The sequence below is a fragment of the Micromonospora sp. NPDC005163 genome, from assembly GCF_053599835.1.
On sequence record NZ_JBSFYP010000033.1, the window covers coordinates 34,010 to 46,226 of the forward strand.

Below are 12,217 nucleotides of genomic sequence, written 5' to 3' on the forward strand. Positions count from 1 at the left end.
CGCTATGCGCTTCTCACCGGCCGGCGAACCCGGCGTACCCGATGCCCGGTCGGCGACCCGCTACCTGATCTGGTTGGCCGGACGGCACAAGCGGCTGTTCACCGCCGGCATCGCGCTCGGTGTGGTGTGGATGGTGGCGCAGGCGCTGATGCCGGCCGCCGTCGGCCGGGCCGTCGACGGGTTGGCACGCCGCGACGAGGACGCCCTGCTCACCTGGGGTCTGGTGCTGCTCGGGCTGGGCGTGCTCCAGGCGGCAGCAGGGATCCTGCGGCACCGCTGCGCCGTGCACAACTGGCTGGCCGGGGCATACCGCACGGTGCAGTTGACGGTCGAGGCGGCGAACCGGCTCGGAGCCGCGCTGCCCCGCCGGGTGGCCGCCGGCGAGGTGGTGAGCATCGGCACGGCCGACATCGGCCAGATCGGGCACGCCATCGACATCACCGCCCGGGGCGCCGGTTCGCTGGTCGCGATCGCCACCGTCGCGGTGATCCTGCTGAACGCCTCGATGCCGCTCGGGCTGGTCGTGGTGCTCGGCGTGCCGTTGCTGATGGCCGTGGTGGCGCTGCTCATCCGGCCGCTGCACCGCCAGCAGCAGGCGTACCGGGACGCGGAGGGAGCGCTGACCACCCGGGCCGGCGACATCGTGTCCGGGCTGCGGGTGCTGCGCGGCGTCGGGGGCGAGCCGGTGCTCTCCGCCCGCTACCGGACCCGGTCGCAGGAGCTGCGTACGCGTGGCCTGCGGGTGGCGCGGGTGGAGTCGCTGCTGGAGGCGGCGCAGGTGCTGCTGCCCGGTGCCTTCCTGGTGCTGGTGACCTGGCTGGGCGCCCGGTTCGCGCTGCGTGACCAGATCAGCGCCGGGCAGCTGGTCGCCTTCTACGGCTACACCGCGTTCCTGGTCAGCCCGCTGCGCAACCTCACCGAGGCGGTCGACAAGCTGACCCGTGGGCACGTGTCGGCCCGCCGGGTGGTCCGGCTGCTGCAACTCACCCCGGAGCTGGTCGATCCGGCGCAGCCGGTGGCGCTGCCGGACGGGCCGGGTGAGCTGGCCGACCCCGACTCGGGGGTGGTGCTGCTCCCCGGCCGGTTCACCGCGCTGGCCGCCACCGCCCCCGAGGACGCGGCCACGATCGTGGACCGGCTCGGCCGGTACACCGATTCGGACGCCACGCTGCACGGCGTACCGCTGCGGTCGCTGGCACTGGCGACGGTGCGCGCGCGGATCCTGGTGGCCGACAACGACGCACATCTGTTCACCGGCCGGCTCCGCACGGAGCTGGACCCGCACGACCGGGGCGACGACGCGGCACTCGCCGCGGCGCTGGTGGCGGCGAGCGCCACGGACATCGTCGAGGCGCTGCCCGACGGGCTGGACAGTGCGGTGGCCGAGCGTGGCCGGGAGTTCTCCGGGGGGCAGCGGCAGCGGCTGCGGTTGGCCCGCGCGCTGGTCGCCGACCCGGAGACGTTGCTGCTGGTCGAGCCGACCAGCGCGGTCGACGCGCACACCGAGGCGCGCATCGCGCAGCGGTTGGGTGACGCGCGCGCCGGCCGGACCACCCTGGTCTGCACCACCAGCCCGCTGGTGCTCAGCCGAGCCGACCGGGTGATCTTCGTGGAGGACGGCAAGGTGGTGGCCGAGGGGACGCACGCCGAGCTGCTGGACGGCGAGCCGCGCTACCGGGCGACGGTCAGCCGGGAGGAGGACTGATGGCCACCGCACTGCCGGTCGCCGACGCGCGGCAGGTCCGCCGGTACGCGCGCACGCTGGTCCGCCGGCACCCGCGCGCGCTGGCCGCCGCGCTCGGCCTGCACGCGCTGGCCGCAGCCGCCGGGCTGGCCGCGCCGCGGCTGCTCGGCGACATCGTGGAGGGCATCGCCCGAGGTGTCGGTCAGTCCACCGTGGACCGGGCCGCGCTGCTCATCGGCGGTTTCGTGCTGGCCCAGTCGGTGCTGGTCCGGTTCGCCCACCTGGCCTCGGCCCGACTCGGTGAGAGGGTCCTCGCCGAGCTGCGTGAGGAGTTCGTGGACCGGATCCTCGACCTGCCACTGGCCACCGTCGAGCGGGCCGGCACCGGCGATCTGCTCACCCGTACCTCCCGGGACGTCTCCGCGCTGTCGCGGACCGTCCGCCTGGCGGTGCCCGAGACTCTGATCGCGGTGGTCACCACCGGGTTCGTGATCGGCGCGCTGCTGTTGATCGGCCCGCTGCTCGCGCTGCCCTGCCTGCTGGCGGTGCCGCTGCTCTGGGCCGGCACCCGCTGGTACCTGCGCCGCGCACCCGCCGGCTACCTGCGGGAGAACGCCGCCTACTCGGACATCACCGACGGCATCAGCGAGACCGTCGAGGGTTCGCGGACCACCGAGGCGTTGCGGCAGCAGGCGCGCCGCCGGGCCCGCACCGACGTGGACGTCCGCCGGTCGTACGCGGCGGAGCGGTACACCCTCAACCTGCGGACCGTCTTCTTCCCGGTGGCCGAGATCGGGTACGTGGTGCCGGTGGTCGCCACGCTGCTGATCGGCGGCTGGTTCTACCTGCGGGGCTGGGTCAGCCTCGGTCAGGTCACCGCGGCCACCCTCTACGTGCAGCAGCTGGTGGACCCGGTCGACCGGCTGCTGTCCTGGCTGGACGAGCTCCAGGTCGGCGGCGCGTCGATGGCCCGGCTGCTGGGGGTGGCCCGCACCGGCGACAGCCCCGCCGCCGACGCGCGACCCGCCGGCACCGCGCCGTCCCCCGCCGCGTCCGTCGACGGCGGCGTCGAGCAGCTCGCCGCTCGCGACGTCCGGTACGCGTACCGGACCGGGCGGGACGTGCTGCACGGGGTGACCCTGATCCCGAGGCCGGGGGAGAAGCTGGCCATGGTGGGGCCGTCCGGCGCCGGCAAGTCCACCCTGGGTCGCCTGCTGGCCGGGGTGCACGCCCCGCGCAGCGGCTCGGTGACCGTGGACGGCCGGCGGCTGGACGAGTTGCCGCTGGACGAGCTGCGCTCGCACGTCGCGTTGGTCACCCAGGAGCACCACGTCTTCATCGGCTCGCTGCGGGAGAACGTGGCCATGGTCCGGCCCGGCGCCGACCCGGCGCAGGTGCGGGCGGCGCTCGCCGCGGTCGCCGCCCTGGACTGGGCCGACGCGCTTCCCGACGGGCTGGACACCGTGGTCGGCGCCGGTGGCCACCCGCTCTCCCCGGCGCAGTCGCAGCAGGTGGCGCTGGCCCGGCTGGTGCTGGCCGACCCACACACCCTGGTGCTGGACGAGGCGACCTCGCTGATCGACCCGCGTGCCGCCCGGGAGTTGGAACGCTCCCTGGCCGCCGTGCTCGCCGGCCGTACCGTGATCGCCATCGCGCACCGGCTCTTCTCGGCGCACGACGCCGACCGGGTGGCGGTGGTGGAGGACGGCCGGATCACCGAGCTGGGCCCGCACGACGAGCTGGTGGCGGCCGGTGGTTCGTACGCGGCGCTGTGGCGCTCCTGGCACCACAGCGACGCGCCCGACGACCGACCCGCCACGAGCTAGGTGTGCTGTCCAGGGAGGTTGGTCGAGGTTGTGTGACGACACGATCTGATGTCGTAGGTAGGTGAAGGCCTCCGGTTGTGGAGTGGAGCTGTCGAGGAACCGCTCCGCCAACCAGGAGGCCTTCGTGTCCCACGCTAACGCTGCCTTGACTCCTCGCGCACGTCTGCGCTTGGCGCGTCTGATCGTGGATGAGGGCTGGCCGGTCGCTGCGGCAGCGCGTCGTTACGAGGTGTCCTGGCGCACCGCGGACCGGTGGGCGCAGCGATACCGGCAGCAGGGCGTCGAGGGCATGCAGGACCGTTCGTCGCGGCCGCACCGCAGTCCCGCGAAGACAACGGGGCCGGTGGTGCGCAAGATTGTGCACCTGCGGTGGAAGCAACGCCTGGGACCCGTGCAGATCGGCGGGCGTCTGGGCATGCCGGCCTCGACCGTGCACGCGGTGCTGACCCGGTGTCGACTGCAGCGGCTGTCCCACATCGACCGGGTCACCGGGGAGCCGATCCGCCGCTACGAGCACCCGCATCCGGGAGCGATGCTGCATGTGGATGTCACCAAGTACGGCAACATCCCTGACGGCGGCGGCTGGCGTTTCGTCGGCCGCCAGCAAGGCGGGCGCAACCGTCAGGCCACCGCACGACGGACCGGGGCACGTAACGGCGTCTACGAACCGCAGATGGGCACCGCGTTCGTGCACACCGTCGTCGATGATCACTCCCGGGTCGCCTACGCCGAGATCCGTGACGATGAGAAAGCCGCCACGGCTATCGAGGTGCTGCGCAACGCGGTCGGCTGGTTCGCCGCCCGCGGCGTCACCGTCGAACGCGTCCTGTCCGACAACGGCTCGGCCTACAAGTCGCATGCCTGGCGCGACGCCTGCGCCGAACTCGGGATCACGCCGAAGAAGACCCGCCCCTACCGGCCGCAGACCAACGGCAAGGTCGAACGGTTCCACCGGACCCTGACCGACGGCTGGGCCATCGCCCGCTTCTACAGCTGCGAACAAGCCCGCAGGAAGGCCTTACCGGCCTTCCTGCATCACTACAATCACCACCGACCCCACACCGCCACCGGCGGCCTACCACCCATCACCAGGTTGACCAACGTCCCTGGACAGCACAGGTGTGCAGCACCGACGGTCAGCTGCGGCGCAGCATCCGGTAGGTGGCGATCCCGCCGGTGCCCAGCGCGGCGAGGAAGACCAGCCAGACGACGGTGCTGCTGACACCGACCTGCGGGCCGGTGTTCGCGGCGGCGGCCGCCAGCAGCCCGTCGTTGCCGGGGGCGGGCAGAGCCGCCGGCGGCAGCTCCGGCCAGCGGACCAGATTGGTGCTCTCCAACATCTGCATGTGGTGCAGCACGAAGCTGTTGGCGTCGTCGCAGAGCTTGCGGACGGTGGCGTCCCGAGTGCTCGCCCGCACCGCGCCGATCACCGGGAAGATCTTGCCGTGGGCCACCCGGAGCCGGGTGACGAAGATCTGGTCGAACCGGGCGCCGGAGGCCTTCTGCATCTCCGACAGCCAGCCCTTCTGCTCGGCGGTCGGCTCGGACGGGATGCTCGCGCCCAGCTTGTTGGCGGCGTCCACGACGAGCTGGTCGAGCTTCTGGTGCTCGTTGGCGATGCCCGCGCCGATTTCCCGGACCTTGGCCGACTGCCCCTTCTCGGCGGCCATCTGACCGGCCGGCATCTCCCACAGCCCGGCCAGCCGCACCCCGTTGAGCAGCGTCATGTCGGCGGCGTTGAGCTGCTGCCCGCCGGCGGGTGCGGCGACGGCCACGCCGGGCAGGACACCGACCCCCGCGATGACGGCGATGAGCAGCATCGCCGCCCGGTGGGTCCGGTTGCCCGGCCGGCGACGGGCGGATCTGAGCGGTGCCATGTCTGCGGTGCCTCCTCGGTCCGGACCGAAACGCGTCTGGACCGGGCAGTCGCGTGCCGACTGCCCGTCCGTCCACTGGTACGGACTGACCGCCCGATCAGTTCACCGGTTGGGGCAGCGGGTCAGCGGGTGACGGCGAGGAAGCCGCCGAGCAGCAGCAGGGTGAGCGCGGCGACGGCGAAGAGCACCAGCAGCTCCCGGCGGCCGTGCCCGGTGGGGTCGCCGCCGGCCGAGGCGTCGGCGGCCAGGGCCGGCAGGTCGCGGGTCAGTGCGGCCAGGTCACCGAGGGTGCGGGCGCTCCACACCGCGCCCACCCGGTCGGAGAACTCGTCCAGGGTGAGCCGGCCCGCCGTGGTGTGCCGGTGCAGCTCGGCGACCACCCGGTTGCGGTCGTCGTCGGAGGCGCGCAGCTCGACATCCACGCCGGACAGGGTACGCGGATCAGCCCACATCGAGGGGGTCGGCGAGCAGCCGTTCGAAGGCCAGCTCGGCGGCGCCGATCAGGGGCGCGTCCTTGCCCAGTTTGGGGGTGCGCAGCCGGACGTGCTCCAGGCAGGCGCCGAGCGCGTTGGAGTTGAGCCGGCTGCGGACCTGGGCTGCCGCGGCGAGGTAGAGGTCGCGCATGGTGCCGCCGAAGATGACCATCTCGGGGTTGAAGACGTTCACCAGGTTGGCCACCCCGAAACCGAGCCAGTCACCGGCCTGGCGGACCGCCGTCTGAGCCCGGGCGTCGCCCCGGTCAGCGGCGTCGAAGACCGCCAGCAGCGCGTCCCGGCCCCGGGCGTCGGAGCGCCCGGCGGCACGGAGCAGGCCGTGCTCGCCGATCTCGGTCTCCCAGCAGCCCCGGGAACCGCACTCGCAGGGCATGCCGTCGCGGACCACCTTCATGTGGCCGACCTCGCCGCCGTACCCGCCGTGCCCGGTCAGCCGACGCCCGCCGGCGATGATGCCGGCGCCCACGCCGACGTCGCCGTACAGGTAGATGACGTTGTCGCAGCCGGCGGCGACACCTCGCGCGTGCTCGGCGAACGCGGCCACGTCGGCCACGTTGCCCACCGTGATGGGCACGTCGATGCCCAGTTCGGCGCCGAGCGCCGCGCCGATCGGCTCGTCCACCCAGCCGGTGGTCGGGCCGAGTCGGACCAGGCCGTCGTCGCGGCGGACCATGCCGCAGACCGCGACGCCGGCGCCCACGCAGATCGCGTCGGGCGGTACGCCCTGCTGCATCTCCTTGACCGCGCCGGCCAGCAGCGGCGCCGCCTCCGCGGCGAGCAGGCCGCGCGGTCGGTCCAGCTCCCGTTGGTCCAGCACCGCGCCGCCGAGGCCGATCCGGGCGGCGCGCAGCCGATCCACCTCAACGGAGTACGCGTACGCGAACACCCGGTCCGACTCGGGCCGGACGACCAGCGACGGTCGTCCGGCCCGGCCGGTCTCCCTCGGTGCTTCCTCGCTGACCAGCCCGACTCCGGCCAGGTCGGCGGTGAGTGCGCCGATGGTGCTGCGGTTCAGGCCCAGCGTGGTGGTGAGTTCGGCACGTGTGGTCGCCCCGTGGACGTGCACGTGCCGCAGCAGAGCTCCGAGGTTCTGCCGTCGGACCTCGTCCTGGCTTGGTGCCGGGCGCATCGCGGTGCTACCTCCCGCGGTCAGCGGGTGCCGGTGGCCGCCGCGCGGCGGCGGGAGACGGCGTCGACACTCGCGGCGAGCAGCAGCACGACGCCGGTGACCACGTACTTGACTCCCGCGCTGTACCCCATCAGGCCCATTCCGTTTTCGATGACCGCGACCACCGCGCCGCCGAGCACGGCGTCGAGGACGCGGCCCTTGCCGCCGAAGAGGCTCGTGCCGCCGATCACCGCCGCGCCGACCGCGTAGAGCAGTACGTTACTGCCCCCCGTGTTCGGGTCGACCGAGTTGGCCCGGCTGGCCGCCACGATGCCACCGACGGCGGCCATGGACGAGCAGATCACGAACACCGAGATCCGGATCCGGTCGACGTTGATGCCGGCCCGGCGGGCCGCTTCCCGGTTGCCGCCCACGGCGTAGATGTGCCGGCCGTAGCTGGTGCGTTGGAGCACGAAGGTCCAGACGATCAGCAGCACCGCGATGACCGGCACCACGATCGGCACACCCTTGAGCGAGACGATCAGTACGTTGCGGCTGCGCTCCAGGTTGAGGACGTACACCGCCGTGCCGAGGATGACGGCCAGCCCGCCGATCCGGAGCGCCACCACCGCGATCGGGTCGGTGATCAGACCGCGGGCCACCCGGTTGCGGTGCCGCAGCAGCTGCACCGTCCCGTACCCGGCGACCGCGAGGGCGGCCAGCACCCAGCCCAGGACGGGGCTGAGGTTGCGGTTGGCGATGGCGACCAGCACCTCGTCCCGGACGGAGATGTTGGTTCCCTCCTTCACGAGCAGCAGGACGATGCCCTGGAAGGCGAGGAAGCCGGCGAGGGTGACCACGAAGGACGGAATTCCGATCTTCGCGACGAGCAGACCGAGACCGGTGCCGATGACCAGACCGGTGGCGACTGCGGCGAGCACGGCCACCCACCAGGGGTAACCGAGCACGGTGACCACATTGGCCAGCACCGCCGCGCAGACCCCGCTGGCGAAGCCGGCGGAGAGGTCGATCTCGCCGAGCAGCAGCACGAAGACCAGACCCATCGCGATCAGCGTGACCGCCGCGCCCTGGGTGAAGAGGTTGGCGAAGTTGCCGGCCGACAGGAACGACGACGGCCGCATGACCGCGAAGACGGTGCAGAGCACGATCAGGCCCAGCACGGCCGGTAGCGCGCCGACGTCGCCACCGCGTACCCGGCTCCAGTAGTTGCGGACGTGGCCCCCGACGGTCGGCGCCGGTGTGACGGCCGCGGGGCCGCCCTTCCGCACGGCGGTGGTGGTCATCGGTCGCCTCCTGAGTTCGAGTCGGCCGGCTGTGCGCCGTTGCCGTTGCCGCCTGTGCCCGCGTCGGTGGCGAGGCCGAGCCCGCCCGAGCGCCCGGCCGTGATCAGTTCGACCACCTGGGCGTGGGTGATGTCGGTGGTCTTCACCTGGGCGACCATCTGGCCGAGGTACAGCGCGGCGACCCGGTCGGAGACGGCGAAGACGTCGTTCATGTTGTGCGAGATGAGCACCACGGCCAGGCCGTTGTCGGCGAGACGGCGGACCAGTTCGAGCACCTGGGCGGTCTGTGCCACACCCAGCGCCGCGGTCGGCTCGTCGAGGATGACCAGCCTGCTGTTCCACAGCACCGCCTTGGCGATGGCCACGGTCTGGCGCTGACCGCCGGAGAGGCTGGAGACGTGTTGGCGGAGCGAGGTGACGGTGCGGATGGAGAGCCCGGCCAGCGTCTCGGCGGCGAGTTGTTCCATTGTCGGTTCGTCCAGCACGATGCCGCTGCGCTTCTCCCGGCCGAGGAACATGTTCTGCACGATGTCGAGGTTGTCGCAGAGCGCCAGGTCCTGGTAGACGACCTCGATGCCGAGCGCGGCGGCGTCGCGCGGGTTGCCGATGTGCACCGGTTCGCCGTTGAACAGGAACTCGCCGGCGTCGGTGGGGTGGATGCCGCTGATGCACTTCACCAGGGTCGACTTGCCAGCGCCGTTGTCGCCGACCAGTGCGGTCACCTCGCCCGGGTGGACGGTGAGGGCGACGTCGCGGAGCACCTGGACGGGACCGAAGCTCTTGTCGATCCCGCGTACTTCCAGCAGGGGGGTCGCGGACACGGGGGGTCTCCTTCTCAAGGGAGGTCGGGGCCCGTCCGGCGGGCGCCGCCCGGCACGGGAGGGGTGCTCCCGTGCCGGGCGGCGATGGTCGTCCCGGCGGGTACTGCGGAGTCGGTCAGCTGATGCCGGCGTCGGCGCAGAGCTTGGCGTACGTCCCGGAGCAGACCTCTTCCTTGGTCACGTAGCCGTCGGCGATGACGTCCTTGACGTTCTCCTTGTAGATGGCCTTGGGGGTGAGCAGCACCGAGGGGACGTCCCGGCCGCCCTCCGGGTCCTTCACCGTCTGGCCGGTCTCCTTCTTCTCACCCTTGGCGAGCGCGACGGCCAGGTCGGAGGCGGCCTTGGCCTCTTCCCGGACCGCCTTGTAGACAGTCATGCACTGGTCGCCGGCGAGGATGTTCTGCAGGCCCTCCGGGGTGGCGTCCTGCCCGGTCACCGGCACCTTGCCGTTGAGCTTGTTCTTCTTCAGCACGGAGATGGCCGCGTTGCCGAGACCGTCGTTGGCGGCCAGCACGCCGTCGATCTTGCCGTTGGCCTTGGTGAGCTGCTGCTCGAAGATCGTGGCGGCCTGCGCGTTGTCCCAGGCCGGTACGGCGTCCTCCGGGCCCTTGGTGTATTCCTTGGCGTCGAACTTCGGCTTGAGCACCGAGTCGTAGCCGTTCTTGAACAGGGTGGCGTTGTTGTCGGTGGGGGAGCCGTTGAGGTACGCCACGACCGGGTTCTTGGCGCTCTGGTCGGTCAGGCACTTGACCAGACCTTCGCCCTGGAGCTTGCCGACGGTCTCGTTGTCGAAGCTGACGTAGTACTGGGCCGAGCCGCCCAGGGTCAGCCGGTCGTAGTCGATGGTGGCGACGCCCTGCGACTTGGCCTTGTCGAGCACGGCCTTGCCGGTGCCGGAGTCCAGGTTGACGATCATCAGGGCGGTGACGCCGCTGGTGATCATCTGGTCGGCGATGGTCTGGAAGGCGGTCTTGTCGTTCTGGGCGTTCTGGATGTCGTACTGGACGCCGGCGGCCTTGAACGCCTCTTCCAGGAACCGACGGTCCGCGCTCTCCCAGCGGGCGGAGGACTTGCTGTCCGGAAGGATGACGCCGATCTTGGGGGTCTTGGCGGAGCTGGCCTGGTCGTCGCCGGAGTCGCCGCCACAGGCGGTCATGCTGCCGGTCGTGAGCAGGCCCACGGCGGCGATGGTGAGGAGCCCCTTACGCATGTGCAGGGTCCTTTCGGGGTGGGGGAAGGTGTTCTTTTGTTGTGCCCGGCAACGTATTGCGCCCCGCGCACGGTTCACAAGACCGGCGGAGCGTCAAGTTTGTTGGGAGCGATAACAATTCAGCAACGCGACTGTCACTCCCTGATCATCCAGGGGAAATGACCATGGACGGCAGCCGTCAGCGGGCCTGCAAAGCCGCCGTGCGCGCCTCGGTCAACGCCACCAGATCCGTCGCGGCCAGTTCGAGTTGCAGACCGCGCCGGCCAGCGGAGACATAGATCGTCGGCAGGCCCAGCGCGGAGTCGTCCAGCACGGTCGGCAGTCGCCGGCGCTGCCCGAGCGGGCTGATCCCGCCCCGCACGTAGCCGGTCGCCCGCTCGGCGACCGCCCGCTCGGCCAGCGTCGCCCGCTTGCCGCCGACCGCCGCCGCCAGCGCCTTGAGGTCCAGCTCGCCGGTGACCGGTACGACCGCGACGGTGAGCGCGCCGTCGACCTCGGTCACCAGCGACTTGAACACCCGCTCCGGGGGTACGCCGAGCGCCGCCGCCACCAGCGCGCCGTAGTTCGGCGCGTCCGGCGACACCCGGTACGGGTGGGTGCGATGCGCGATCCCGCGCTTGACCAGCAGTGCCGTTGCCGGAGTGCCCTGTCCCGCCACGTCAGCGAACCTAGTCGACCGGCTGACAGATCAGAACGGTCGGTGCCCCGGCGACCCGGGTGAGCACCAGGCTCGCCGCCGCGTCACCGGTCAACCGCAGGTCCCGCCGGAGCTGCTCCGGAGTGAGCGCGGAACCCCGCTTGAGGATCTCCACCCGCCCGACCCGGCGGTCCCGCAGCAGGGCCCGCAGGCGCTTGAGCGAGAACGGCAGCACGTCGGTCACCTCCAGGCAGCGCGCGTACGGGGTGCGGGTCGGGTGATCGGCGTAGAGGTAGGCGATGCTCGGGTCGCCGAGGGTGGCGTCCAGCTCGCCGGCCAGCTCGGCGACGAGGTGCGCGCGGACCACCGCGGCGTCCGGGTCGTACAGGTAGCGGCGCGTCGGGCCGACCGGAGCCTCGGCGGCGCCCGAGCCGGTGAGCTCGTGGCGGCGGGTCTCGTCGCCGTCCGCTCCCTGCCGGTAGAGCGTGGCGCGGCGGGGCACCTCCGCCAGCTCGCCGCACCAGAGCGCGGCCTCGACCAGGTCGCCGTCCACGCCGACCCACTCGGCCTCCGCGCCCGCCGGGATGAGCGCGTGATCCAGGCCCGGCGCCACCTTGACGACGGTGCGTGGCACCCGCTCGGCGAGCCCGGTGACGAAGTCCCACGGCGGCGAGTAGGCGCGCGGGTCGAAGATCCGCCGCCCGGTGCCGGCCCGGCGACGGGCCGGGTCGCAGAAGACCCCGTCGACCCGGGAGACGTCGAACGTGGTGGCGTCGCCGCACTCGACCGTGAACAGCTCGGCCAGCCCGTGCGCCGCGGCGTTGGCGGCGGCCATCGCGGCGGTCACCGGATCGGCCTCCACCCCGTACACCCGGATGCCGGCGCGGGCCGCGGCGAGCGCGTCGGCACCGAGCCCGCAGCCGAGGTCGGCCAGGGTACGCACGCCGGCCGCGCGCAGCCGGGCGGCCCGGCGGTCGGCGACCACCCGGCGGGTGGCCTGCTCCAGCCCGGCGCGGGTGAGGAACATCCCGGCGGCGGCCGGGCCGAACTTGCCGACCGCCCGATGGCGCAGCTCGGCCTGGGTCAGTGCCGCCGAGGCCAGTGCCGGCGGCACACCGGTCGCGCGCAGGGCCGACGCCGCGACCAGCGGGTCACCGCCGGCCAGCCCGGCCGCCGCCGCGAGCGCGGCCGACCCCTCGGGGGTACGCAGCGCCGCCAACTGGTCGAGATCCACCCGAGCATTGTCCCGGGCCGAC

At 72.5% G+C, this 12,217-nt stretch carries 11 protein-coding genes; 3 read left to right on the forward strand and 8 right to left on the reverse strand.

The genetic code is table 11. The features are described from left to right. The first annotated feature begins 4 nt into the window (after positions 1 to 4). From ACWD6N_RS22270 to ACWD6N_RS22280, 3 genes are all read left to right on the forward strand, one after another. Positions 5 to 1,705, forward strand: a complete 1,701-nt coding sequence (locus tag ACWD6N_RS22270; RefSeq protein ID WP_354964737.1) for an ABC transporter ATP-binding protein — start codon at positions 5 to 7, stop codon at positions 1,703 to 1,705. Then, complete coding sequence (locus tag ACWD6N_RS22275) at positions 1,705 to 3,510, forward strand: ABC transporter ATP-binding protein (protein WP_354964736.1); 1,806 nt, start codon at positions 1,705 to 1,707, stop codon at positions 3,508 to 3,510. Before ACWD6N_RS22270 ends, ACWD6N_RS22275 begins: the two co-directional genes overlap by 1 nt. Positions 3,511 to 3,634: 124 nt before the next feature. Next, on the forward strand, positions 3,635 to 4,732 hold the full coding sequence (locus tag ACWD6N_RS22280; protein WP_387327829.1) for an IS481 family transposase: 1,098 nt from the start codon (positions 3,635 to 3,637) through the stop codon (positions 4,730 to 4,732). Here the strand turns inward: ACWD6N_RS22280 and ACWD6N_RS22285 are convergent. The 8 genes from ACWD6N_RS22285 to ACWD6N_RS22320 form a co-directional block, all read right to left on the reverse strand. Continuing rightward, positions 4,647 to 5,387: a DUF4142 domain-containing protein gene (locus ACWD6N_RS22285; RefSeq protein WP_354964735.1), complete on the reverse strand. Its 741-nt coding sequence runs from the start codon at positions 5,385 to 5,387 to the stop codon at positions 4,647 to 4,649. The genes ACWD6N_RS22280 and ACWD6N_RS22285 overlap by 86 nt on opposite strands. A gap of 122 nt (positions 5,388 to 5,509) precedes the next feature. Continuing rightward, a complete protein-coding gene (locus ACWD6N_RS22290) occupies positions 5,510 to 5,809 on the reverse strand; it encodes a DUF1707 SHOCT-like domain-containing protein (RefSeq protein WP_354964734.1) in 300 nt (99 codons plus the stop codon). Between the two features lie 19 nt (positions 5,810 to 5,828). After that, entirely contained in the window at positions 5,829 to 7,010 is a 1,182-nt protein-coding gene (locus ACWD6N_RS22295) for an ROK family protein (protein WP_354964733.1), read from the reverse strand. Positions 7,011 to 7,030: 20 nt separating this feature from the next. Then, positions 7,031 to 8,293, reverse strand: coding sequence for a sugar ABC transporter permease (locus tag ACWD6N_RS22300; protein ID WP_387327798.1), 1,263 nt, complete (start codon positions 8,291 to 8,293; stop codon positions 7,031 to 7,033). Then, positions 8,290 to 9,114, reverse strand: a complete 825-nt coding sequence (locus tag ACWD6N_RS22305) for an ATP-binding cassette domain-containing protein (RefSeq protein ID WP_354964731.1) — start codon at positions 9,112 to 9,114, stop codon at positions 8,290 to 8,292. The genes ACWD6N_RS22300 and ACWD6N_RS22305 overlap by 4 nt, the downstream gene beginning before the upstream one ends. 115 nt (positions 9,115 to 9,229) lie before the next feature. Continuing rightward, a complete protein-coding gene (locus ACWD6N_RS22310) occupies positions 9,230 to 10,324 on the reverse strand; it encodes a sugar ABC transporter substrate-binding protein (RefSeq protein ID WP_354964730.1) in 1,095 nt (364 codons plus the stop codon). Between the two features lie 178 nt (positions 10,325 to 10,502). Further along, positions 10,503 to 10,982 carry a Cys-tRNA(Pro) deacylase gene (ybaK, locus tag ACWD6N_RS22315; protein ID WP_354964729.1) on the reverse strand — a complete coding sequence of 160 codons (480 nt, stop codon included), beginning with the start codon at positions 10,980 to 10,982 and terminating at the stop codon, positions 10,503 to 10,505. Between the two features lie 10 nt (positions 10,983 to 10,992). Further along, on the reverse strand, positions 10,993 to 12,195 hold the full coding sequence (locus ACWD6N_RS22320) for a THUMP-like domain-containing protein (RefSeq protein ID WP_354964728.1): 1,203 nt from the start codon (positions 12,193 to 12,195) through the stop codon (positions 10,993 to 10,995). Between the last annotated feature and the right edge of the window lie 22 nt (positions 12,196 to 12,217).